Raw genomic sequence first — 24,163 nt, 5'->3', positions numbered from 1 at the left:
ACGGGCGCATGTCCGGCCCATCCCGAGGCGCGAGCCGTCGAATGGCGGGCCGGGGGGCCGGTTTGTGGCGATGCCAAGCATGACGTCGCCGGAGTTCTTCCAGCCGACCGGGTGGGTTTTAGCCTTTCACAGGTAGGCGTCCGACAGGCGGGTGCGGTCATGCCGCACCTCGTCGGGATGAACCGAAAGCCGCACTGCGCCCTTGCGCAGCACGATCACATGTGATGCGAGCCGCAGCGCGACCTCGACGAATTGTTCGACCAGCAATATCCCCATTCCCCGCGCGGCGAGATCGGTCACCACCTTGGCCAGCCGCGAGACGATCAGCGGTGCGAGCCCAAGGGACATCTCGTCGATCAGCAGATATTTCGGCCGGCACATCAGCGCATGGCCGATGGCCAGCATCTGCTGCTGACCTCCCGACATGGTTCCGGCCTTCTGCCGCCTTCGCTCGGCCAGTTCGGGAAAGAGCGTCCAGACCTCATCCATCACCGCCGCGATTTCGGCCGCAGGCAAGAGGCTGCCAGCGGCGCGCAGGTTCTCTTCGACCGTCAATTGGGTCAGGACATGGTGACCCTCGGGCACCGCCGCGACGCCTGCCGCCCGGATGCGGTCCGGTGTAAGCCCGGTCAGGTCGCGGCCGTCCACCCGCACCGTCCCTCCGGTCACCGGCATCAGACCCGCCACGCCCAGAACAAGCTCAGACTTGCCCGCCCCGTTCGCCCCCAGAAGCGCCGTCACCTGTCCCGGAGCGACCGTCAGACTGACCCCGTCCACCACCCGCCGACCATGGCGTGAAACCTGTAGCCCGGACAATTCAAGCATGGTCCACTCCCAGATAGGCGGCCTTCACCGCCGGGTCATCCAGCACCTCCGCCGTCGGCCCGAAGGCGATCCGGCGGCCGAAATCCAGCACAAGGGTCTGCGCACAGATGCGCTGGATCAGGTCCACGTCGTGGTCGATGACCAGAACCCGGGCGCCGCTGACCTCGCCGATCCGCAGGATCAGGTCGCCCAACCGCCCGGTTTCCTCGGGCGAAAGCCCGCCCGCCGGTTCGTCCAGCATGATCAGTTTCGGCCCGCCCGCCACGCAACGGGCGAGGTCGGTCAGCCGCCGCTCGAACGTGTTCAGCGCCGCCCCGGCCTTGTCGCGGATGACCGCGACGCCCGCGAACTCCATCGCTTGCTCGGCTTCGGCCCGGGCTTCGCGGCGGCCAAGGCGCAGGTTGTCGGTGATCGCCAACAGGTTTTCCCAGACGGTCAGGTCATCGGCGATCTGCTCGCGCTGGAAGCTGCGCCGCAGACCCCAGCGGGTGCGGCGATGGGGCGGCAGGGTCAGCAGGTCAGTGCCATCGACCAGCACCTGCCCCGCCGCCGGAGACAGGAAGCCAGAGATCACATTCATCGTTGTGGTCTTGCCGGCGCCATTCGGCCCGATGATCCCCGACACCGGCGCGGCAAATCCGGCCGAGATCGCATCCAGCGCAACCAGGCCGCCAAAGCGGACGGTCAGGTTTTCAAGCACGATCATGCGGTGCCCTCCATGCGAAAAGCGCGGCGATCTGGCCTGCGATGCCATCCGGTGCGGTGATCACGGCGTGAAGCAGGGCCGCGCCGAAGAAGACCAGCGCCAGGTCGGCATCGACGCCCCAGTTGTTCAGCAGCCCCGGCACGACCCGGTAAAGGATCGCGGTCACGATCGCCCCGAACCAGAACCGAGTGCCGCCCACCACGACCAGCGCGAAGAGAAGCACGCTTTCGCTGGCCTTGAAGGTTGCCGCGTCCAGAAGCCCGAGGCTCGCCGCCAGAAGGCCGCCTCCCAGACCGGCCAGAAAGCCCGACAGCCCGAATGCCCAGGTCTTGTAAAGCGTGACATTGACGCCCGAGGCCAGAGCCGCCGCCTCGGAGCGACGGATCAGCGCCCAAGCCCGTCCGGGTGCGGTGCGGCGGTGCAGTTCAATCAGCAGAAAGCCAAGAACACCGACGGCCAAGCAGTAGCGCAGATAAGCCGTGTCGCTCTCGCCCAGCAGCGGGCGCCGCATCGGGGCGGAAAACGAGGTGCCGACACCCCAGAAGCCGGCGCCGCCGTTCGGGAACTGATAGGCGGTGAAGATCACCTCGAAAGCGCCCGCCACCATCAGCGTGACCAGCGCGAGGTAAAGCCCCCGCATCCGCAGGGCGGGCAGCGCCAGCACCATCCCGAGGACCGAAGCCGCCAGCGCGCCGACCAGAAGGTTCGCCTCGAAGGGCAGTCCGGTGGCATGATTCAGCCGTAGCGTCACCCAGCCGCCCACGCCCATCAGCGCGACCTGTGCAAGGCTGACCATGCCGAGCCGGGCATACATGAACCCAGCGCCGGCCGCCGCCAGGGCAAAGCAGGTGGTCGAGGTGAATATCTTCACCCATTGCCCGCCGACGATGCCGGGCAAAAGGCCGACCAGAAGGACGGCAACAAGGATCGGGGCAAGGGCGCGATGTCGCATCAATCTTCTCCGGCAAAGGTCAGACGGCGGCCGCGGTTCATCGCAATCAGGACCAGCGCGGCGATCACGAAGGGCGCGACGGGCCGGATCGACTTGAACATGTCGGAGAGCGTCAGCAGGCTTTCGATCACGCCCATCGCCAGCCCCCCGATCAGCACGTCGGGCAGCGATTGCAGCCGCCCGGCGATGGCGGCCGCGATGCAGGGCACCACCAGAAAGGTGATGACCGCCGGCTGAAGCCGCACGAGGTCACCGAACATCAGGCCGGCAAAGCCGAACAACACTCCCGAGAGCGCCCAGGCCATGGTTTCGACCCGGACCACCGGCACCCCGATCAGCGCGGCAAGCCGCCGGTCATTCGCCAGCGCCCGCATCTGCAACCCCAGCCGCGTGCGTTGCAGCGCGACAGAGATCAGCACCACCGCTGCGAGTGCGATCAGCACGACCAGAAGCCGCGTCACGGTGACCCTCAGGCCAAGGATCATCACCGCCGCCTTGTCGGTCGGCAGTTCGAACTTGCGGGGGTCGTCTGACCACAGGAACGAGGCGAGGCCCAAGAGGATCAGGGCAAAACCGAGGCTGGCCACCGCCTTTACCACCGGCTCGCGCCAGGCCATGCGCGGCGCGATGCTGCGCCCGTAGCCGGTGGCGAGCGCAGATGAGAAAAGGATCCCCGCGATCCACGAGAGCGGCGCCGGAATGCCCCACTCCACCAGTTGCCAGGCGATCATCACGCCCGACATCCCGATGGCGCCCGCAGCCAGATTCAGCACCCCCGTCGCACGGAACAGAACCACCAGTCCCAGGCCGCCGAGCGCGTAAAGCGAACCCACGGCCAGCCCAGAGACGACGAACATGCCGACGACTTGTGCGGGCTTGCCCCAGCCGAGGCCGACGGCCAGCACAAGGCAGGTCACGCCCCAAAGCGCCAGCGATATGAGCAAAGCCCGCATTCTCATCCCCTCCCGAAAAGGGCGCCCGGATGTCGGGCGCCGTGATCATCGCTCAATGCAGCCCAAGCGCCTTTTCCTGCGCGATGATCGGCGCGAAATACGGGCTGTCGTATTCATAGCAGTCACGCACCGTCTCAAACGTGCCGCCCTTGACGACGACCATAGTGCCGGCATGGTTCGGCATGTGGCGGTCGGCCTCGCCCACATAATAGGGTCCGCAGGTCAGATCGGAGGTGTAGCCCGTAATCGCCTTGATCGCCGTCGTGACTGCCGCGCGGTCATCCAGCGTGGCCGGGTCCATCTTCATCAGCGTATCGACGAAATACTTGGCCGACAGGAAGCCCGATTGGCTGAACGTGTCGCGCGCGGCGTCCTTCGGGGCATAGGCATCCAGCACCGCCAGCCAGTTCGTCGCGTCCGGCCCGCCCTTGTCCCAGGGGGTCAGCTCGGCGTTGATGAACATCTTGCCATCCCAGTAAGACCCCAGCGCCTCTGGCACCGTGCGGTCGTAAAGCGGGGTCGAAGAGGCCCATTTGTAGCTGTCGCCCAGCCCCTGCTCTTCGGCGGCCTTGAGGAACGCGATGGCCAGCCCTGCCGGCAGGTTCACCACGATCGTATCGGCGCCGGTCGCCACGGCCTCCAGCAGGCCCGAGTTCACATCCGGGCTTGCCGGGTTCAGCAGAACCGAGGCGCCCGTCAGGCCCTTTGAGGTCATGTAGCCTTCCATCGCGCCACAGGACCAATTGCCGACATTCGGTATGGTCAGGCCAATACAGACCGCCGATTTCGTGTCCTTTTCTTCGACTATGTATTGCGCTGCACCCACGGTCGAGGGCAGCGGCCCTTGGTTGGTCGAGACGATATTCGAGCTTTCGAAGCACTCCGACACGGCGCAGGCCGCAGCCATCGCCATGATGTTCTCTTCCTTGTAGAGCGGCGCGTTCACCGCCATCTCGACGAAAGATCCGTTACCGACGATGGCAACGACCTTTTCGTCCTTCAGAAGCTTTGACGCGGCCTGCGCCGCCATCTCGGGGTTCCACTGGTCATTCTCGACCAGATATTCGATCGGACGGCCCCCGATCCCGCCATTGGCGTTCACGCAGTCGAAATAGGCTTTCGCCGCCGTGGTCGAGGCGGAAAAATCGCCGGGAGCCGCATTGCCGTGGATGCCGCCGACCTTGATCGGTGCCCCGGTCGCAGCCGCGCCGGTATTCGCCCCGCAGGTCGGCGCTGCGATGGCCGTGCTGGCCAGAAGTGCAAAAGCGATGGAACCTGCGGGCAGCAGGACGTGTTTGGTCATGGTAGTTCCTCCCTCGTGGTTTGAATGGTCGGCGGACTCAGGCCGCCTTTGCCTTTCGGTCTGCCGTGATGAAGCGGGCCGCGCGCTCGGCAATCATCATCGTCGGCGCATTGGTGTTGCCCGAGACCAGGGTCGGCATGATCGAGGCATCTGCCACCCGCAGTCCTTCGACCCCCCGGACCCTCAATTCGCTGTCCACCACCGCCATGCGGTCGCTCTCCGGCCCCATCTTGGCGGTGCCGCAGGGGTGGAACACCGTCTTGGCAGTCTGGCGCACATAATGGCGCAGCGCGTCGATATCCTTCTCGATCCCCGGTTCGGGCAGCGCCCGGCGCTTGATCAGTTTGGCGAGCGATGGTTGTTCGAGGATCTTCATCCCCAGTTGCACCCCCCGCACCAGCACCTCAAGGTCATCGCTGTCGCGGAAGCTCGCCGCGTCAAACAGCGCCCGGTCCTTCGGGTTGGAAGACCGCAGCCGCACCGAGCCGCGCGATCTTGGCCGCAGGAAGCAGGGTCCGATGGCGATGCCATGCTTGGGAATCGGCTCGCGGTCGGCCCAACCCACCATGAAGGGCAGGACATGAAACTGGACATCCGGCTGGCCCGTGCCCGAAACATCGGCGAAACCGCCCGATTCCACCACGTTCGAGGCCATGATCCCGGTGCGCGTGGTTATGTATTGCAGGAAATGCCGCGCCGCCTTCAGCCCCTTGTCCTCGCCGAACAGGCTGATCGGGCCATGCGTCTCGCCCTGGACGGTGCTTTCCAGGTGGTCCTGATAATTCTCACCCACACCCGGCAGGTCGGCCACCACCGCAATCCCGTGCGACTGCAGATGCGCTCCGGGCCCAACACCTGACAACTGCAACAGGCGTGGTGTTTCGATCGCCCCCGCACACAGCACCACCTCGCGGCGTGCGGCGATGCGGGTGCCGTCCTCCAGCACCACGCCGCTCGCCCGGCGGCCGTCGAAAGTGACGCGCGCCACCCGGGTCTCGGTGCGGATGGTCAGGTTTGCCCGGCCCTCGGCCTTGCGCAGGAAGGCTTGCGCCGCCGACCAGCGCCGCCCGTCATGTGTGGTGGATTGGTAGAAGCCCACACCTTGCTGGACCTGGCCATTGAAATCCGGGTTGTAGGGCAGCCCGGCTTCCTGCGCCGCCCGGATGAAAGCACGACTGAGCGGATGCTTGAAGCGCGGTTCCGACACATGCAACTCGCCGTCTTGGCCGTGGTAGGCGTCGGAATGCACCATATTGTCTTCCAGCGATCGGAAGACCGGCAACACGTCCTCATAGCTCCAGCCGCGGTTTCCCAATTGCGCCCACTGGTTGTAGTCGTTGGCTTGGCCGCGGATGTAGATCATCGCGTTGACCGACGAACCGCCGCCGATCACATGGCCCTGAAGCACGATGCTGTCGCGGTTGTTGACGTTGGCGTCCTTCTCGCCGACATAGGCCACGATGTCGCGGCCCTTCTCGATGACCTTGAAGAAGGTCGCAGGGATATGGATCCAGGGATGGCTGTCCTTGCGGCCGCTCTCGATCAGCAGCACCCGCTGCGTCGGATCTTCCGACAGTCGAGAGGCCATGACGCAGCCCGACGAACCGCCGCCCACGACGATGTAGTCATAATCGCCCATCGTGCGTCCTCCTCAGCAGAACAGCGTTTGCATGTCGGTCATCTCGGCAAGGCCCTCTTCGCCGAATTCGCGGCCGATGCCTGACCGTTTGACCCCGCCGAACGGTGCGTTCGGCTGGATTGCGCCGTGCCGGTTGATCCAGGCGGACCCGCATTCCAGCCTCAGCGCGATCTCTTTCGCCCGGCCGATGTCGCGCGACCAGACCGAGCCGCCGAGCCCGTTTTCGCTGGCATTGGCGGCGGCAATCGCCTCTTCGACCTCGGTATAGCGGATGATCGGCAAAGCCGGACCGAACTGCTCTTCGCGGATCAGTGGCGCGTCCTCCGGCAGGTCCGCGACCAGCGTGATGGGGAAGAACAGCCCATCATCTGGCGCGCCGCCCAGCAGAACCCGCCCCGTCTGCGTCGCATCCGCCACAAGACGCGAGACTTTGTCATGCTGCATCCGGTTGTTCACCGGCCCCAGCACCGATGCTTCGTCCATCCCGTTGCCGACCTTCACGCCACGGGCAAAGGCCACCAGCGCGTCGCAGACCGCGTCGTGGATGCTGTCATGGACATAAAGCCGCTTCATCGCCGCGCAGGTCTGACCATTGTTGATGAAGGCGCCCCAGAACAGCCCTTCGGCTAGGACCGCCGGGTCACAGTCCGGCAGCACGATGCCCGCGTCGTTGCCGCCCAGCTCCAGCGTCAGCCGCTTCATCGTGCGGGCGGCCGTGGCCATGACCCGCTCGCCGGTCGCACAGGAGCCGGTGAACACGATCTTGCCGATCCCCTCATGCCCGCTCATGGCGGCGCCGATATTGGCCAGTTGGTCGTCGCTGGTGATCACGTTCAGCACGCCGGCCGGCAGGACGCCATTCATCACCTCGACCGCCCGTAGCGTCGAGAGCGGCGTGTAGGGCGACGGCTTGATGACCACCGTGTTGCCCGCCCGCAATGCCGGCAGGATGTGCCATATGGCGATCATCACCGGCCAGTTCCACGGCGTGATCGAGCCCACCACACCGATCGGTTTGCGGTGCAGCTCCACCCGGCCGGTATTGTCGTCCTGGATCACCTTGACGGGCAAGGACAGGCCAGCGGTATACCCGGCCCAAGCCTGCGCGCCGCCCATCTCGAAGCGCGACCCCAAGGCGCCAAGCGGCTTGCCTTGTTCAAGCGTGATCAGCCGGGCGATCTCTTCGGCTTGTTCCCCGAGCTTTGCCGCCAAGGCGGCGCAGGCCGCTGCGCGGGCCGCGTCCGGAAGGGCGGCCCAGGCCGGAAAGGCCGCGCGGGCGGCGGCCACGGCGTCATCCAGATCAGCCGGGCTTGCATTGGGCGCATGTCCCACCACCGCACCCGTCGCCGGGTTGTATACGGCAAAGCGTTCCATACCGGCAACCTTGCGGCCGCCGATGGTCATGCTGAAATCCAGCATGGTCTCCTCCCTCGTTATCCTTGGCGAAAGCTTGCAGCAGGTTGGCCGCAGCATTCTTGGACTGGGACGACCGAAAAAGCGGACTCAGGCGACAGAAGCGGAAATATTTCACATGTTCAGTTTTTGCATTTGCAGCACGGCAGGCCGATGCCGCATGATGCCGCCATGCTGATCCCTCTGCACACCTCGGACCTTCCGGTTGACCAGTTCCACGCCGATCTGCACCGGATCTGCGGTTCGTTCGACATCCGCCCGACCGATACGCGCCGGCGGCTGCGGGGTGGCATTCTGCGCGAAGAGCGCGCCGGTCTGGAAATCGCGCATGTCGCCTGCGACCTGCAGCAGGTCTTCCGCACCAGCCGACAGATCCAGAAGGACGCGAGCGAGAATTACTTTCTGATCCTGCAGGAAGAGGGTCGCGCGCTGATGAGCCAGAACGACAGCGCCTATTTGCTCAACCCCGGTGACATGGTGCTGATCGACAGCGCCTGTCCGTCCGAGTTCACCTTCTTTGGCAGCTACAACCGGCAACTTTCCCTGCATTTGCCGCGGGGCGAGATGCATGCCCGCTTTGGCTATGACCTGATCCGCGGCGGCATCAGCCTGCCCCGGCACGATCCGACCACGCTGGCGCTCTGCGCCGTTCTGGGCAAGGTCTTCGCCCGCACCGGAAACCCGAGTGCCGATCTTCACCTGCGGGAAGCGATGTTCGGCTTGATCGGGGCGACCCTGCACGAACGCTCCGGCAGCGATGGCTTTTCCGGTGTGGACAGCGACCTTTCCGGGGCGCATGCGCTTGCCCAGGGCCAAGCCTATATTGACGCGCATTTCCGCAATCCCGAACTGACCATCCAGGATATTGCCGACGACCTCGGCATGTCGCTGCGCCAGTTGCAGCGCGGCTTCACGGCCATCGGCTCTACGCCAACCAAGTATTTGTTGATGAAACGGATCGAACATGCCCGGCGCGGCATCGACGACCGCCGCGCCGGACGGCGCGACGATCTGATCTCCTCCATCGCCTATGAGGCCGGCTTTTCCGACCTCAGCTATTTCCAGCGCTGCTTTCGCAAGGCTTTCGGGACCAGCCCCCGCGGCTATGCAATTGGCGCCGAATGTGAGGACTGATCCCGTGGCCTACGCCGTCTGACATACACCGCGCCCGATCCGAATGGCGGCATAGGCGCAAACCAGCCCGCCGCTCCTGCCGCGCCAGCATCTGCCTTGCGGCCATGATCGGCATGGAACTGTGCCTTGCCGGTGTTCGACGGCAGCCCGGCCGAGGGGGCTCGATGCCCCCGAGGGCGGTCCCTGTCGCAAGCAAACCCGCGCTTTTCCCCTTGACGCCCCCGGGCGCCCGCCATAATCACCGCGCCAGTGGCTAGGTAGCTCAGCTGGTTAGAGCACATGACTCATAATCATGGGGTCGGGGGTTCGAGTCCCCCCCTCGCCACCACTTCCCAACCTGTCGATTGACACTTGCCTCAGGCGGCCAAATGGCTGCGGAGCAGGGTCAGCCCTTGCGCCAGAAGGCCCGCCGCCAGTTCCGGTGCTTCGGCTTCGGCATAGAGACGGAACTCGGGGGCGTTGCCCGAGGGGCGCATATGCACCACGCGGCCCGATCGCAGCGTCACGCGCAGCCCGTCGGTGTGGTCGATGGTGGCCAGACCTTCGCCCAATGCGGCGAGAAAGCCGTCAAGCCGGGTTCCATCTGCCTCGAACCCGGCGATCAGGGCCTGTGACCGGGTGACCGGAATATCCTCAAGCCGGTCGCTGGCGGTGAAGCGGGGCGGCTCGGCGGCGACCAGCGCCGCAAGCCCGCCTGCGGCCCGAGCGCGCGACAGGGGGGCCAGCAGCGGCAACAGGCTGTCGCGGGTGGCCAGCGGGGGCAACGGCCCGGCGGGGCCTTCTGCGGCAAAGCCGAGCAGGAAACCACCGTTCGCCTCATAGCCCACGACCCGGGCCGGGGCGGCGGCCTCCATCGCGGCAATCACGAAGGGAGAGCCGATCCTTGTGCGGATCACCCGGGCAAAGCGGCCCGAAACCTCGACCCCGCTGTTTGAACTGACGGGCGTGACGACCGTATCGGCCCCCAGAACGGCAGCGGTGATCTGGCCCAGAACATCGCCGGGAATCACCCGCCCCGTGGCATCGGTCAAAAGCGGGCGGTCGCCATCGCCATCGGTAGACAGAACAGCGTCCAGCCCGGACGCCGCCGCCCAAGCCGCCAGTTGGGCGCGGGTGGCGGCAGGGACGGCCTCGGTATCGACGGGAATGAAGATATCGGACCGGCCGAGCTCGACCGCTTCGGCCCCCATGGCGGTGACGGCGACGACGAGCAGGTCGCGGCTGACGGCGCTGTGGCTCCAGATGCCCAGACGCAGACCGGCCAGCGCATTTGTGCCAAAAGCGGTGACATAGCGCGCCACCCAATCGCTGCCGGCGGTGGAATGCAGCCGGGTCGGCGGCCCCGGCGGTGCCGGTGCGACCGGGGTGCCAAGTGCCGCAAGGATCGCAGCCTCATCCGCCTTGGTGATCTCGCCGCCGGGCAGATAGAATTTCAACCCGTTGCGGTCGGCGGGAATATGGCTGCCGGTCACCATGACCGCCGCCGCCCCGGCATTCATCGCGGCCAGCGCAAGGGCAGGGGTCGGCACGGCGCCGCAATCGACGGTCGTCAGCCCGGCGGCGCGGGCCGCTTGCAGCACGACTGCCGCAAGATCGGGTGAAGAGGGCCGCAGGTCGCGGCCAACCCAGAGGCCGGTGCCAGTGGGGCAGGCGGCAAGGAAGGCGCGGATATGGTCGGCCACCAGATCGGGCGTCAGTTCCACCACCAGCCCGCGCAGCCCGCTTGTGCCGAATTTGGGCGCCATGATGCCGTTCCCCGGGGTTCATGCCGCCGCCCGCGCCAAATGGCCCGGGCGGCGACGGCACTCAGCGCGACAGGATCGCGGCGATGACCTGATCGGCGGCGTCTTCGGCGGAAAGCTCGACCGTGTTCACGGTGATCTCGGCCGCTTCGGGCGCCTCATAGGGGCTGTCGATGCCGGTGAAGTTCTTCAACTGGCCCGAACGCGCCTTTTTGTAGAGACCCTTCACGTCGCGTGCCTCGGCCACGTCCAGCGGGGTGTTGACATGCACCTCGATGAACTCGCCCGGCGCCATCAGCTCGCGCACCATCCGCCGTTCAGACCGGAAGGGAGAGATGAAGGCGGTCAGCACGATCAGCCCGGCGTCGGTCATCAGGCGGGCCACTTCGCCCACGCGGCGGATGTTCTCCACCCGGTCGGCATCGGTAAAGCCGAGGTCGCGGTTGAGGCCATGACGCACGTTGTCGCCGTCCAGCAGGAAAGTGTGCTTGCCCATGGCATGCAGCTTTTTCTCCACCAGATTGGCGATGGTGGATTTGCCCGAACCAGAAAGCCCGGTGAACCAGACCACGCGGGCGGTCTGGTTCTTCTGCGCGGCATGGGCCTCGCGGTTGATGTCAACGGCCTGCCAGTGGATGTTCTGGCTGCGGCGCAGGGCGAAATGGATCAGGCCCGCCGCCACGGTGGCATTGCTCATCCGGTCGATCAGGATGAAACCGCCCAGATCGGGGTTGTCGGCATAGGCTTCGAACGGGATGGGCCGGTCGGTCGAGATGTTGACCACGCCGATCGCATTCAGCCCCAGCGTGCGCGAGGCCAGATGTTCCAGCGTGTTGACGTTCACCTCATACTTGGGTTCCGTCACGGTCGCCGTCACCGTCTGCGTGCCGATCTTCAAGAGATAGGGCCGCCCCGGCAGCATTTCATGCTCGTCCATCCAGACCAGCGCGGCCTCGAACTGGTCGGCGACTTCGCAGGGGGCATCGGCGCGGGTGATGACATCGCCGCGCGAGCAATCCACTTCGTCGTCGAAGGTCAGGGTAACGGACTGGCCGGCAATCGCCTGTTCCAAATCGCCGTCGAAGGTGACGATGGATTTGACCGTGGTGGTCTTGCCCGAGGGCAGCACGCGGATGGCATCGCCGGGGCGCACCACGCCAGCGCCGATCTGGCCGGCAAAGCCGCGGAAATCCAGATTGGGCCGGTTGACCCATTGCACCGCCATGCGGAAGGGTTTGTCGATCATCCGGCTGTCGTTGATCGGCGCTTCTTCCAGATGTTGCAGCAGGCTGGGCCCCTGATACCAGGGCATTTCCGGGCTTTTGGTCACCATATTGTCGCCGCGCAGCCCCGAAATCGGGATCGGCAGGAAGCTTTCCATGCCGATCTGCTTGGCGAAATGGGCATAATCCTTGACGATCTCGTAAAAGCGTTCCTGCGAATAGCCCACGAGGTCCATCTTGTTCACCGCAAGCACGATGTTGCGGATGCCCAGAAGGTTGACCAGATAGCTGTGCCGCCGGGTCTGGGTCAGCACGCCCTGCCGCGCGTCGATCAGGATCACCGCAAGGTCGGCGGTCGAGGCGCCGGTGACCATGTTGCGGGTATATTGTTCATGGCCGGGGGTGTCGGCCACGATGAACTTGCGCTTGTCGGTGGCAAAGAAACGGTAGGCCACATCAATGGTAATGCCCTGTTCCCGCTCGGCCGCCAGACCATCGACCAGAAGGGCAAAGTCGATTTCGCCGCCCTGGGTGCCGACCGCCTTGCTGTCATGTTCAAGGCTGGCAAGCTGATCTTCGAAGATCATCTTGGTATCGTAGAGCAGCCGTCCGATCAGCGTGGACTTGCCGTCATCGACCGAGCCGCAGGTGATGAAACGCAGCATGGTCTTGTGCTGATGCTTCAGAAGATAGGCGTCGATATCCTCGGCGATCAGGGCATCGGTGACGTAGACGGGATCTTTCGTTTCGGCGGTCATCAGAAATACCCCTCTTGCTTCTTCTTCTCCATCGAGGCGGACTGGTCATGGTCAATCGCCCGGCCCTGCCGTTCCGAGGTGGTGGTCAGGAGCATTTCCTGAATGACCTCGGGCAGGGTGGTCGCCTCGGATTCGACAGCGCCGGTAAGGGGATAGCAGCCCAGCGTGCGGAAGCGGATGGATTTCATCTGCGGCACTTCGCCGGGCCGCAGGCGGAAGCGGTCGTCATCCACCATGATCAGCAGCCCGTCACGTTCCACGACCGGACGCGGTTCCGAGAAGTAGAGCGGCACGATTTCGATGCCTTCGAGATGGATGTATTGCCAGATGTCCAGCTCGGTCCAGTTGGAGATCGGGAAGACGCGGATGCTTTCGGTCTTGGCCTTGCGGGTGTTGTAAAGCTTCCACAATTCCGGCCGCTGGTTCTTGGGATCCCAGCGGTGATTGGCCGAGCGGAAGGAAAAGACCCGTTCCTTGGCACGGGATTTCTCCTCGTCCCGGCGGGCACCGCCGAAGGCCACGTCGAAGTTATATTTGGTCAGCGCCTGTTTCAGACCCTCGGTCTTCCACATGTCGGTATGCAGGCCGCCATGGTCGAAGGGGTTGATGCCCTTTTCCATGGCTTCGGGATTGTGATGCACCAGAAGGTCCATCCCGGCATCCTTGGCCGCCTTGTCGCGCAGGTCATACATGGCGCGGAACTTCCACGTTGTATCGACATGCAAGAGCGGAAAGGGCGGCGGCGCCGGGTAAAACGCCTTCTTGGCCAGATGCAGCATGGTGGCGCTGTCCTTGCCCACCGAATAGAGCATCACCGGGTTCTCGGCATTGGCAACCACTTCGCGCATGATGTGGATGCTCTCGGCCTCAAGCCGCTGCAGGTGGGTCAGGGTCGCGGAATCGAAGGCGGGTAAGGATTGGGGCATCGTGGCGGGCTTTCCTGTTACGCGGGCACCTTTTGCAGGTTTTCCGGCGGAATCCAAGAACCGAGCGGCCTTTCGCACACCGCCTTTGGCAAAACTATGTGTGACTGCGGCGGCGTTGCTTGGATTACGGGCGCGTCGCCGGGCGTCAGACCTCGTCGCTGCGGCGCTTCATGTTTTCCTTGTGGAACTCCAGCCCCTCGTTCACATCGTCGAAATAGGTCAGTTTGCCGTCCTCAAGTATGCCCACGCCCGAACAGATGCGCCGCACCGAGTCGAGCGAATGGGTGATGAAGATCGAGCCGCTGGTCTTCATCCGGTCCTGCAGGATGGCTTCGCTTTTGGCCTGAAAGGCGGCGTCGCCGACGGCGGTCACCTCGTCGATCAGATACATGTCAAAGTGGATGCCCATGGAAATGCCAAAGGCCAGCCGTGATTTCATGCCCGAGGAATAGGTGTTGACCGGCTGGTAGAACTGTTTGCCCAGTTCCGAGAAATCCGCGACGAAGGCCAGCAATTCGTCGGTATCCACTCCGTAGACCCGTGCAACGAAGCGCGCGTTCTGTGCCCCCGTCAGGTCTCGGTGGAAACTGCCCGAGAAACCGACGGGCCAGGACAGGGTGCCGTCGATGGTGATCTTGCCCCGGTCCGGGTCCATCGCCCCCGAGATCAGGCGCAACAGCGTCGATTTCCCGGCGCCGTTGCGGCCCAGAAGGCCGATGGACCGGCCTTTGGGAAAGGTGACCGAGATATCGCGCGCCACGACACGCGCGTTGCCCTGAACGTAGAAGGTCTTCCAGACATTCTCGAGTTTGATCATCCGGCCGTTCCCGTCTTTCGCCGCCGTGCCCGATCAGCGTCTGTCGTGCAGGCTGTAGTAGATCAGCAGGCAGATGGACCACAGGCCAAAGATCACAAAGCCGCCGACCAGAATGATGACCATGCGTTGCGGGTAAAGCGGGGTCTGGGCCAGCGTCGGTTCGACATAGGCGGCCAGATATCGGCTTTGCCGGCGGGCTTCGGCGACGGCGGTGTCATAGGCAGAAAGCGCGGATATATATGCCTTTTCTGCAAAGTTCAGATCGACTTGCAGGCTTTCAAAGGTGCCGACCAGATCGGCATAAGCCTTGCCGTCGCGGCCCTGACCCACGCCCAGCTTTTCGCGCTCGTCCGCGATGCGGCGTTCGATCACGGCGATCTTGCGCCGCGTCTGTTCCATCCGCGGATCGGTTTCGCGGGTGGTCTCGATCAGGATGTCCAATTCGATCAGCGCCGTCGCAAGCTGGGTGTTGAGCGAGGTCAGCAACCCCATCTGGCCCTGAATGTCGGCGCTTGGATCGACGATCTGGGTTTCGTTGCGGAACAATGTCAGCGCCTGCCGCGCCTCTTTCAGCCGTTCGACGGCGGTGTCCAGCTCGTCGCGGGCATAGCGCATGGTGTCGGCGCGGGCGATGGCGGAAAGCTCGTTGATCCGCGCGGTCGAACGGGCAAAAATGTCAACCGCAATGGCCTTGGCATCGGCGGGATCAAAGGCGCGCACCTCGATCTCCATCAGGCCGATGCCGGGATCGTAGTAAATCCGCACCATCTTTTTCCAGTAAGACACGGTTTCTTCGATGCTGGCATTCTCGGACAGACGGAAGACCGGATCGAAGCGCGGCTTGCCATAAAGCTTGTGCAGGTCCAGCGACTCGTCCATCGCCAGAACCAGTTCCTGACTCTGGATGAATTTGTAGAGGATGTCGGTGTCGGATGAACTGGCCGTCGAAAGCTTGGTCAGGCCGCCCAGAATCTCCATGGCCGAGCCGGATTCTTCGGTGCGCACGGTAAAGCCAACGGTCGAAGCATACTGATCGGCGGCAAAAATATAGAGATAGGCCGTCATCAGCAGAACCGGCAGCCCGACGAAGCCGGCGAAACTGAGCATGGCCAGCTTGTGACGGGTTTTCAGTCGGGCCAGACCGGCCGGTTTGGGGATCTTGGGCACGCGTGGCTTGGCAGCAGCCGCGGGGCGGGGGGGCACGGCGGGGGCAGCGGGTGGCGGGGAGACGGCTGCGGCAGCCGGTGGGACGGGTGCCGCGGGTTTGTCGGGCTCGGAGGACAAGATAACCACTGCCTTTCAATTCCGGCGTCAAACTGTATTCTCTCATAGCGAGTGGAACGCTTCTGTTCCAGATGCAATACGAAGTGCGCCAAACATGCAAATTCCGGCAGCTCAACGCCCGGTGGGGCCGAGATTCCGCTTTCTACGCTCATTTTCCGCCCTGATCCTGCGCGAGATGACCACGACCTACGGCCGCTCTCCCGGGGGATACATCTGGGCGATTGTCGAGCCGATTGCGGGGCTTGCGCTGCTGAGCGTGATTTTCGGCTTTCTGAGCCGGACACCCGCGCTGGGCACCAATTTCATGTATTACTTTGCCGGCGGCCTGTTGCCGCTGCAACTTTACAATATCGTGAGCGGGGTGACAGCCTCGTCCGTGCGCTTCTCGAAGGCGCTGCTGGAATATCCGGCGGTGACCTATATCGACACGCTGGCGGCGCGGTTCGTGCTGAACGCGATGACGCAGCTTCTGATCATGATCCTGATCTTTGCCGGGGTGATCTATGGCTATCACCTGAACCCGATCATCCGCTGGCCCTCGATCTTTCTGGCGGTGTCGATGACCATTGCCATCGGCCTGGGCGTCGGGCTGATGAACTGTTTTCTGATCACCAGCTATCCCTTGTGGGAACGGGCCTGGGCCGTGCTGAACCGGCCGATGTTCATCCTGTCGGGCGTCATGTTCATTCCCGAGTCGCTGCCGTGGCAGATCAGGGAATATCTGTTGTGGAACCCGGTGCTGCATTGCACCAGCGAGATGCGCAAGGGTCTGTTTTCGACCTATGACGCGGTTTATGTCAGCCCGCTTTACGTCTTTGGGCTGTCCATCGGGCTGTCGCTTCTGGGGCTGTTGTTCCTGCGCCGGTATCACAAGGATATCGTTCTGAAATAAGTTGTTGCCGGGTTAACAGATCCCAAGCGGCGCGTGCGCGCCTTTCAGTCTCGGTTATCCGGGCGGTTCTAAGACAGGGCCGACCAGTCTTCCGTGGCGAAAGGATCAACCGATGCCGGACTTGGAGCGATCGAGCCGTCTCGACCTGCCCTATCTGATGCCCGCCCAAGCACAAAAGCATGTCACCCATAACGAAGCGCTGCAGATTCTCGATGGCATCGTGCAGATGTCGGTGCTGGCGTTCGAGGCGCTGACCCCGCCGGGCAGTCCGGCCGAGGGGGCGATCTATGCGCTGGGGGCGGCCCCGACCGGCGCATGGGCCGGGCAGGGGGGCAAGCTGGCGGTGTTTCGCGCCGGGGGCTGGCTTTTCGTGACGCCAAGGACCGGCTGGCTGACTCATGATGCGGCGGCTGACCAATTCCGGCTGCTGCGGGCCGGACAGTGGCAGCCCTTGTTGCAAAATCTTGCCGGGCTGGGTGTGGGCACAACATCGGATGCCACCAACCGCCTGTCGGTCTCGGCCGGTGCCACGCTGCTTAGTCATGCGGGCAGCGATCATCGCCTGACGGTGAACAAGGCCGCCTCCGCCGCCACCGCGAGCCTGCTGTTTCAGTCGAACTGGTCCGGCCGGGCGGAAATGGGGCTGGCCGGCACCGATAATTTCGCGCTCAAGGTCAGCGCCGATGGTGTGGTCTGGGCCACCGCCCTCGACATCGCCGGGGCGACCGGGGTGGTCACGCTGGCGGGGGGCTTGAGCGTTGGCGGTTCCCTGAGCCTGCCGGCGGCTTCGGTGCCGAAGGCGGCGCTGGCCAATGGCGCGGGTCTGAGCGTGCTGGGCCGGGCCGGCAATGCGGCGGGTGCGCTGGACGATATCGCCGCCGGGGCCGATCATCAGGTGTTGCGCCGTTCGGGCACGGCGCTGGCCTTTGGGGCGGTCAATCTGGCGCAGGCCAATGCCACGACCGGCGCGCTGCCGGTCAATCGCGGCGGCACGGGCGGCACGGATGCGGCCACGGCGCGCAACAATCTGGGCCTTGTGATCGGAACCCATGTGCAGGCGCAGGATGCCGAGCTGGCGGCCCTTGCCGGGCTGGTCTCGGCGGCGGACCAACTGCCCTATTTCACCGGGTCGGGAACGGCGGGGCTGGCGGCGTTCACCGGCTTTGCCCGGTCGCTGATGGATGATGCCGACGCCACCACCGCCCGCGGCACCCTTGGTCTTGGGAATGCCGCCACAGCAACCCTTGTCACGGGCGCCAGCGATACCACGGCGGGCCGGGCGCTGGTGGTCGGTGCCGGGGCGGCGCAACTGGATGCCACCCTTTATCGCAAGGGCAATATCCTTGGGCCGGTCACCCAATCGGCGGGCATTCCCACCGGAGCCGTGATCGAGCGGGGCAGCAACGCCAATGGCGAATACCTGCGCCTTGCCGATGGCACGCTGATCTGCACCGGCACCGTGGCCCTTGCCGCAGCAAATCAAGCGACCGGCTCGATTTTCCGGGGCAATGCCAGCGCGACATGGACCTTTCCTTCGGAATTCGTGGCGGCGCCCTATGTCATGGGGTCGGTCACATGGGGCGTTCAATGGCTGGGGGTGTCGGCGCCCACGACGCTGGATGTCGTGGTGCGGAACTTCTCGGCAACAACGGATGGCACGGCCCGCACCGCCGCGATTGTCGCGGTCGGTCGCTGGTTCTGAGGACAAGACAGATGCACATTACCCTGACCCCGATGCGCCGCGATGACGGGCTGATCCTGTCGCGCCGTGGCGATGTTCTGACCATCAACGGTCTTGACTATGATTTTGCCCCGCTGCCCGAAGGCGCGATCCTGCCGCGGGACGCGGTGGACTGTGTCTGGCTTGCCTCGGATGTGACGCGCGAGGGCGGGCAATTGCGGCTGACGCTGATCCTGCCGCACGGCGCCGATGCGCCACCCGAGGCGGTGTTTCCCGCGCCTCTTCTGCTGACCGCCGATGGTCCGGTGACCCTGCCGGGCAGCGCCCATGCCAAGGAGACCGCCGATGCCCAGAATTGACTTCGCCCGCCTGATCACCGCCGAGGCCCGGGCCGAGGCCGAGCGGCGCGCAGCCACCGAAGCGGCGCTTGCCGCAGCACTTGCCCGTCTGGCCGAAACCGACTGGATGGTCATTCGTGAGGCGGAGGGTGGCCCAGCGGTGGCCGAGGAGGTGCGCACGGCGCGCAAGGCTGCGCGCGCCGATGTCAGCCTGCTGCGAGCGGCGCTTTTTGATGCAGAACTGCCCGCGCCTCAGCCCGGATAGGCGGAAGCCCCCCAGGCTGTCTTTTGGGGTGGTTTTCTTTCGGCCCCTTCAATGCTAGGTCCGAAACAGGCAGAGTGTAAGGGCGGGTGGCAGCGGTGGCGGCGGATCAGGGTGCAGTCTTGACGCACCGGGCGCGTCCTGTGGCCGGACCGCCGGTTGCAGACGTGGCGCGCCGGGGCCTTGTGCTGATGGCGGTTTACAACGGCGCAGCCCATCTTGCCGAACAATTGCAGAGCTTTGAGGCGCAAACCCGGGGCGACTGGGATCTGATCGTTTCCGATGACGGTTCGACCGATGGCAGCCTTGATCTGCTGTCGGCCTTTGCCCGTCGCTGGTGCGAGATGCCGCAGCGCCATGAGGTCACGGTTCTGGCCGGGCCGCGTCTGGGTTTTGTGCGCAACTTCTTTCACCTTTTGCGTCAGGTGCCCGAAGAAGCACCCTTTGCCGCCCTGTCCGATCAGGATGATGTCTGGTTCCCCGACAAGCTGGAGCGGGCGCTGACGGCGCTTGCCGCCCTGCCCGAGGGGCAGCCGGGCCTTTACTGCGCCCGCAGCCTTGTCTGCGACGAGGCGCTGCAACCCCTGCGCGTCTCGCCGCTGTTGCAGCGGCCGGTGAGCTTTCGCAATGCGCTGGTGCAGTCGGTGGGCGGGGGCAATACCATGGTGATGAATGCCGCCGCGCTGCGGCTGGTGCGGGCGGCGCTGGATGAGGCCGAGGATTCCGCCTCGCATGACTGGTGGCTTTATCAGATTCTCAGCGCCTGTGGCGGCAGCATCCTGCGCGACCCCGAGCCAGTGCTGCATTACCGTCAGCATGGCGGCAATGCGATCGGGGCGAATACCTCGATGCGGGGGCGGCTGTTTCGTATCCGCTTTATCCTGGGGCGGCGTTTTGCGGCATGGAACGATGTGAACCTGCGCGCGCTGGATGCCTCGCGCCACCGCTTTACGGATGAGGCGCTGGCGGTGATGGACCATTACGCTGCCGCCCGCCGTGGCGGGGCGCTGGCACGGCTGCGGGCGCTGCGAGCGTCGGGCGTCTACCGGCAGGGGCGGTTGGGGACGGTTGCGCTCTATCTGGTGTGCCTCTTTGGCCGGTTGTGAGATGTGGCGGGCACAGGGCCTATTGGCTGGTCTGGCGCGGCGATCCGCGTTAAGTTCTGTCATTGAACGCCGCGGGAAACGCCGATGATCAGCCGCGATGAAGCCTTTGGTCAGATTGCTTTGGACGGATTTTCGTTTGAGGGCATCCCGCTTGGCGCGGCGCTGCTCGGGCCGCCGGATGCAGCCGAAAAGACCGCATTTGCGGGGCAGGGGCCGCTCGTGTCCTGGCTGGTGCAGGTCTGTCGTCCGGGCATGATCCTGGGTTTGGGCCTGCGCTCTGCCGCGGAGTATTTCACGCTGTGCCGGACCTGCGATGCGCTGAACCTGTCCGCCCGCGCCTGGGGGTTCGGCGGCTGGGAGGATGAGGGCGGCGGCCTGTCGGTGCCCGAGGCGCTGCGCGCCCGCAATGCCCGCGACCATGCCGAGATGTCGCGTCTGGCCCGGGTGCCCGATCCGGCGCTGGCATTGAAGCGGTTTGCGCCGGATATGTTCGATCTGATCCTGCTCGACAGTGCCGCGGCGGATGAGGCGCCTGCGGCGCTGGCCGATACGCTGGCGCAGGCCACCTCGCCGCGGGGCGTGCTGCTGCTGCAAGGGCCCGAGGGGGCGCTTCATGCGGCGCTGGCGGCGCGCTTTCCCATGCTGCGCTTTGCGGCGCATGGTGGGCTTGCCGTGGTTTTGACCGGGGCCAAGCCGCCGCCGGTTCTGGCGGAACTGGCCAGCGCTGCCGCCGCGCCGAAGCTGCGGGGGCTGGAGGCACTGTTGGCCCGGCTGGGCGAGGGGGCGGAGCAGGCCGCACGGTTGCACCGGCTTGAGGGCGATCTGGCGCAGGCGCGGGTCGCCGCAGCCCCCGTGGAACCCGCTTCCCCCGCCCGCGATCCGGCCACCGCCGAGGTGGACCGCCTGCGCACCGCGCTGGATGACGGGCACCTCCTGCGCCTGCGCGAGACGCAGATCCTGACGGTTGAGCTGGAGCGGCTGACCGAAGAGCTGCACCTGTCGCGGGCCGAGGCGGCCAATCTGCACAGCCGCGTCGATCAGGTGGCCGCCGCAGATGAAGCCCGCGCCGCAGCGCAGGCCGCCGAAGCCGAACTGGCCGCGCTGCGCATCCGCCATTTTGACGAGCTTCACGACCTGCGCGATGAGGTGGACTGGACTGCCCGCGCCCTTGACACCGCCCGTCAGGCCGAAGCCGAAGCCACCGCCCGGGCCGATCAGGCCATCGCCGAGCAGACCCGCCTGACCGCCCGGCTTGCCGCCGAGGCCAAGGCGGCCGAAGCTGCGCGGGCGCAACTGGACAAGCTCAAAGCGGAAACGGCGCGGCGCGATGCCCAGCGCCTTGTGCAGGTCAAGTTGCGCGGCTGGCAGGTGGAATGGCTTTTGGCGCAGGGCGGGCGGCTGGGGCGGCGGAATGGCCCCTCGGGCGGGGCGCTGGCGCAAGAGATTGCTGCGGTTGCAGGCCACCCGCTGTTCAACGCCGACTGGTATCGCGCCACCTATCCCGACCTGCGCGACAGCCCGCTGCCCCCGGCCGAACATTTCCTGCGCCATGGTCTGTTCGAGGGGCGCAATCCCGGCCCCGATTTCGTCACGCTGGCATGGTTCGTCGCCAACCCCGAGGCGCTGACCGCGCGGCGCAATCCGCTTTTGATCGCCGATCTGCCGCCTCAGCGGTCGTAATGGCCGTTCTGATGCCAGCGCCAGGCATCGGCAATCATCTGCCCCATGGTCGAACGGGTCGGGCGCCAGCCCAGTTCGGCCTCGGCCCGCGACGATCCTGACACCAGTCTTGTGCAATCGCCCGCCCGGCGCCCGCCTTCGGTGAAGGGCACTTCGCGGTTGGTGACGGCGCCGCTTTGCGCGATGACCTCGCGCACCGAAAAGCCGTGGCCGGTGCCCAGGTTGAACACCCGGCTGCCCTTGCCGCCGCGCAGCCAGTTCAGCCCCAGCACATGCGCCTCGACCAGATCCATCACATGCACATAGTCGCGGATGCAGGTGCCGTCGGGCGTGTCGTAATCGGTGCCGAAGATGGTCAGCCCCGCCCGCCTGCCGTCGATTGCATCCAGCATCAGCGGGATGAGATGGGTTTCCGGCTGATGAAACTCGCCCACCTCAGCCTCGGGATCGGCGCCCGCGACGTTGAAATAGCGAAAGATCACATGGCGCAGCCCATGGGCCACCTCAAAATCGCGCAGCATTTCCTCGATGGCGCGTTTCGAGGCGCCATAGGCGTTGATCGGGTGTTGCGGGCTGTCTTCGGTCAGCACCACGCCGTCCTGATCGCCATAGGTGGCGCAGGTCGAGGAAAAGACGAAATCCATGCAGCCCGCGGCGCAGGCCGCCTCGATCAGGGTCAGCGAACCGGCAACATTGTTGCGCCAGTATCTGCCCGGGTCGCTCATGCTTTCGCCGACCTGAGAGAGGGCGGCGAAATGCATCACCGCCACCGGCCGATGGGTGGCAAAGACCTGATCCAGCCGGGCGCGGTCCAGAAGGTCGCCCTCTTCAAACGGGCCGAACCGCACGGCATCGCGCCAGCCCGTCACCAGACTGTCAAAGGTCACGGGCAGAAAACCGGCGGCTTTCAAAGCCTTGCAGGCATGCGAGCCGATATAGCCCGCGCCCCCGGTGACAAGAACCCTGTCCAAACGCACACTCCCCAAGCCGCGTCAGTTGCGGGCGTAGATGTCTTCGTAGCGGATGATGTCATCCTCGCCCAGATAGCTGCCGGTCTGCACCTCGATCAGCTCCATCGGCAGCTTGCCGGGGTTTTCCATCCGGTGGATGGCCCCCAGCGGGATATAGACCGACTGGTTTTCCGTCACCAGCCGCACCTCGTCATCTACCGTCACCTTGGCCGTGCCCTGCACCACGATCCAGTGTTCGGCGCGGTGGACATGGCTTTGCAGGCTCAGGGCGGCACCCGGATGCACCACGATCCGCTTGACCTGAAACCGCCGCCCCACGACAAGGCTTTCAAACCAGCCCCAAGGCCGGAAATCGCGCGGAAAGATCTGCGCCTGTTTCGCCTTGGCCGCCTTCAGCACCTCGACCGCGCGTTTCACGTCCTGCGCCCGGTCCATATGGGCCACCAGAACCGCATCCGGCATCGCCACCGCGATGATGTCGCGCAGGCCGATGCCCACCAGTTCCAGCCCCTCCGCTTCGGAGCGCAAGAGCGTATCGGCGCAGTCGATGGCTGTGGCATGGGCCGAGGTGACCACCCCGGCGGCATCCGGCCCGGCCTCGCGCCAGACCGCATCCCAGCCGCCCAGATCGGACCAGCCCGCCGCAAAGGGCACCACCGAAAGCCGGTCGGATTTCTCCATTATCGCAAAGTCGATCGAGATGTCTTGTGCCTGTGCCCAGGGGCCGGGCGCCAGCCGCAGAAAACCCAGATCCACCCGGGCTTCGGCAACCGCCGCCTGAACCGGTGCGACAAGGCCCGGGGCATGGGTCTGAAACGCCGTCAGGATGTCTTTGACGCGGAACAGGAAAATCCCCGAGTTCCACAGATATGACCCCGCCGCCAGCATCGCTGCCGCCCGCGCGGCGTCGGGCTTTTCGACAAAGCGCGTCAGCGCGACCGGGGCCCCCGAACCGTCGGGCTGCGCCGACAGTTCCAGATAGCCATAGCCGGTTTCCGGCCGGTCGGGCGTGATGCCGAAGGTGACGATCCGCCCCGCCTCCACCGCGGCCAGCCCGGCGGCAATCGCGGCGCGGAAGGCGGCCGCATCGGGAATGACGTGATCGGAAGGGGCAACCAGCATCACCGCTTCGGGGTCAATTGCGGCCAGATGCAGCGCTGCCGCCAGAACTGCCGGGGCGGTGTTGCGCCCCTCCGGTTCGATCAGGATGGCGCCGGGGTCTACCCCGGCCTCAGCCAGTTGTTCGGTCACCACAAAGCGGAAATCGCTGTTGGTCACGATCAGCGGCGCGGCAAATCCCGGCCCCGCCAGCCGCTGCGCCGACGCCTGAAACAACGAGGTATCGCCGGTCAGCCGGGTGAACTGCTTGGGATAGGACTTGCGCGACAGGGGCCACAGCCTCGTGCCCGAGCCACCGCACAGAAGGACGGGAGTGATCATTGCGCGGCCCTCGTCTTTGCCTGTCCCGGCGGCATGATGCCACCGGCTTGCCCGTTTCTAGCAGATGGGCCGCGCCGGTCCAGCGGGGCCGCGGACCCAGAGCGTGTCCGGGTCACCT

Annotated in this window: 21 protein-coding genes and 1 tRNA gene; 8 read left to right on the top strand and 14 right to left on the bottom strand. The window is 65.3% G+C overall.

Annotated elements, in window-relative coordinates:
- Window positions 1-126: 126 nt before the first annotated feature.
- From HS053_RS15425 to HS053_RS15395, 7 genes are read right to left on the bottom strand one after another with little or no spacing between them, the layout of a single operon-like run.
- Entirely contained in the window at window positions 127-825 is a 699-nt protein-coding gene (locus tag HS053_RS15425; RefSeq protein ID WP_174212155.1) for an ABC transporter ATP-binding protein, read from the bottom strand.
- A complete protein-coding gene (locus tag HS053_RS15420; protein WP_174212154.1) occupies window positions 818-1,531 on the bottom strand; it encodes an ABC transporter ATP-binding protein in 714 nt (237 codons plus the stop codon). The genes HS053_RS15425 and HS053_RS15420 overlap by 8 nt, the downstream gene beginning before the upstream one ends.
- Window positions 1,518-2,483, bottom strand: coding sequence for a branched-chain amino acid ABC transporter permease (locus HS053_RS15415; protein WP_174212153.1), 966 nt, complete (start codon window positions 2,481-2,483; stop codon window positions 1,518-1,520). The genes HS053_RS15420 and HS053_RS15415 overlap by 14 nt, the downstream gene beginning before the upstream one ends.
- Window positions 2,483-3,436 carry a branched-chain amino acid ABC transporter permease gene (locus tag HS053_RS15410; RefSeq protein ID WP_174212152.1) on the bottom strand — a complete coding sequence of 318 codons (954 nt, stop codon included), beginning with the start codon at window positions 3,434-3,436 and terminating at the stop codon, window positions 2,483-2,485. The genes HS053_RS15415 and HS053_RS15410 overlap by 1 nt, the downstream gene beginning before the upstream one ends.
- 52 nt (window positions 3,437-3,488) lie before the next feature.
- Window positions 3,489-4,739 (bottom strand): ABC transporter substrate-binding protein, encoded by a 1,251-nt coding sequence (locus HS053_RS15405; RefSeq protein ID WP_174212151.1) that lies wholly within the window; start codon window positions 4,737-4,739, stop codon window positions 3,489-3,491.
- Window positions 4,740-4,776: 37 nt separating this feature from the next.
- The gene (locus HS053_RS15400) at window positions 4,777-6,378 is read right to left on the bottom strand and encodes a GMC family oxidoreductase (RefSeq protein ID WP_174212150.1); all 1,602 of its coding nucleotides are present in this window, start codon (window positions 6,376-6,378) and stop codon (window positions 4,777-4,779) included.
- A gap of 12 nt (window positions 6,379-6,390) precedes the next feature.
- Window positions 6,391-7,797, bottom strand: coding sequence for an aldehyde dehydrogenase family protein (locus HS053_RS15395; RefSeq protein WP_174212149.1), 1,407 nt, complete (start codon window positions 7,795-7,797; stop codon window positions 6,391-6,393).
- A gap of 165 nt (window positions 7,798-7,962) precedes the next feature.
- Here HS053_RS15395 and HS053_RS15390 point away from each other — a divergent pair, with 165 nt between their 5' ends.
- Entirely contained in the window at window positions 7,963-8,925 is a 963-nt protein-coding gene (locus tag HS053_RS15390; protein ID WP_174212148.1) for a helix-turn-helix domain-containing protein, read from the top strand.
- A 251-nt stretch (window positions 8,926-9,176) separates the two neighbouring features.
- Window positions 9,177-9,253, top strand: a tRNA-Met gene (locus tag HS053_RS15385).
- A gap of 28 nt (window positions 9,254-9,281) precedes the next feature.
- On the opposite strand, the gene HS053_RS15380 is transcribed toward HS053_RS15385, so the two are convergent.
- The 5 genes from HS053_RS15380 to HS053_RS15360 all read right to left on the bottom strand — a co-directional run bounded on the left by HS053_RS15380 (window position 9,282) and on the right by HS053_RS15360 (window position 15,558).
- Window positions 9,282-10,670, bottom strand: a complete 1,389-nt coding sequence (locus HS053_RS15380) for a phosphohexomutase domain-containing protein (protein ID WP_174212147.1) — start codon at window positions 10,668-10,670, stop codon at window positions 9,282-9,284.
- Between the two features lie 61 nt (window positions 10,671-10,731).
- A complete protein-coding gene (gene cysN, locus HS053_RS15375; protein ID WP_174212146.1) occupies window positions 10,732-12,648 on the bottom strand; it encodes a sulfate adenylyltransferase subunit CysN in 1,917 nt (638 codons plus the stop codon).
- Window positions 12,648-13,574 (bottom strand): sulfate adenylyltransferase subunit CysD, encoded by a 927-nt coding sequence (gene cysD / locus HS053_RS15370; protein WP_174212145.1) that lies wholly within the window; start codon window positions 13,572-13,574, stop codon window positions 12,648-12,650. Before cysD ends, cysN begins: the two co-directional genes overlap by 1 nt.
- A 145-nt stretch (window positions 13,575-13,719) precedes the next feature.
- Window positions 13,720-14,391, bottom strand: coding sequence for an ABC transporter ATP-binding protein (locus HS053_RS15365; protein WP_174212144.1), 672 nt, complete (start codon window positions 14,389-14,391; stop codon window positions 13,720-13,722).
- A gap of 33 nt (window positions 14,392-14,424) precedes the next feature.
- On the bottom strand, window positions 14,425-15,558 hold the full coding sequence (locus tag HS053_RS15360) for a sugar transporter (RefSeq protein ID WP_347233340.1): 1,134 nt from the start codon (window positions 15,556-15,558) through the stop codon (window positions 14,425-14,427).
- Window positions 15,559-15,796: 238 nt separating this feature from the next.
- Here HS053_RS15360 and HS053_RS15355 point away from each other — a divergent pair, with 238 nt between their 5' ends.
- The 6 genes from HS053_RS15355 (at window position 15,797) to HS053_RS15330 (ending at window position 21,634) form a co-directional block, all read left to right on the top strand.
- The gene (locus HS053_RS15355) at window positions 15,797-16,567 is read left to right on the top strand and encodes an ABC transporter permease (protein ID WP_347233339.1); all 771 of its coding nucleotides are present in this window, start codon (window positions 15,797-15,799) and stop codon (window positions 16,565-16,567) included.
- 112 nt (window positions 16,568-16,679) lie between these two features.
- Entirely contained in the window at window positions 16,680-18,269 is a 1,590-nt protein-coding gene (locus HS053_RS15350; protein ID WP_174212142.1) for a DUF2793 domain-containing protein, read from the top strand.
- An 11-nt stretch (window positions 18,270-18,280) separates the two neighbouring features.
- Entirely contained in the window at window positions 18,281-18,607 is a 327-nt protein-coding gene (locus HS053_RS15345) for a hypothetical protein (RefSeq protein ID WP_174212141.1), read from the top strand.
- The gene (locus tag HS053_RS15340; protein WP_174212140.1) at window positions 18,594-18,851 is read left to right on the top strand and encodes a hypothetical protein; all 258 of its coding nucleotides are present in this window, start codon (window positions 18,594-18,596) and stop codon (window positions 18,849-18,851) included. Before HS053_RS15345 ends, HS053_RS15340 begins: the two co-directional genes overlap by 14 nt.
- 164 nt (window positions 18,852-19,015) lie before the next feature.
- The gene (locus tag HS053_RS15335) at window positions 19,016-19,954 is read left to right on the top strand and encodes a glycosyltransferase family 2 protein (RefSeq protein WP_347233338.1); all 939 of its coding nucleotides are present in this window, start codon (window positions 19,016-19,018) and stop codon (window positions 19,952-19,954) included.
- An 84-nt stretch (window positions 19,955-20,038) separates the two neighbouring features.
- On the top strand, window positions 20,039-21,634 hold the full coding sequence (locus tag HS053_RS15330; protein WP_174212139.1) for a hypothetical protein: 1,596 nt from the start codon (window positions 20,039-20,041) through the stop codon (window positions 21,632-21,634).
- Here HS053_RS15330 and galE read toward each other — a convergent pair.
- Window positions 21,622-22,605 (bottom strand): UDP-glucose 4-epimerase GalE, encoded by a 984-nt coding sequence (gene galE, locus HS053_RS15325; RefSeq protein WP_174212138.1) that lies wholly within the window; start codon window positions 22,603-22,605, stop codon window positions 21,622-21,624. The two genes, HS053_RS15330 and galE, sit on opposite strands and share 13 nt — an antisense overlap.
- 21 nt (window positions 22,606-22,626) lie before the next feature.
- Window positions 22,627-24,045, bottom strand: a complete 1,419-nt coding sequence (locus HS053_RS15320; RefSeq protein ID WP_174212137.1) for a mannose-1-phosphate guanylyltransferase/mannose-6-phosphate isomerase — start codon at window positions 24,043-24,045, stop codon at window positions 22,627-22,629.
- Window positions 24,046-24,163: the final 118 nt, after the last annotated feature.

It is taken from the genome of Tabrizicola fusiformis, from assembly GCF_013328815.1.
In the GTDB taxonomy this organism is placed as follows: domain Bacteria; phylum Pseudomonadota; class Alphaproteobacteria; order Rhodobacterales; family Rhodobacteraceae; genus Fuscibacter.
This window is presented reverse-complemented; position numbering and strand designations above follow the sequence as displayed.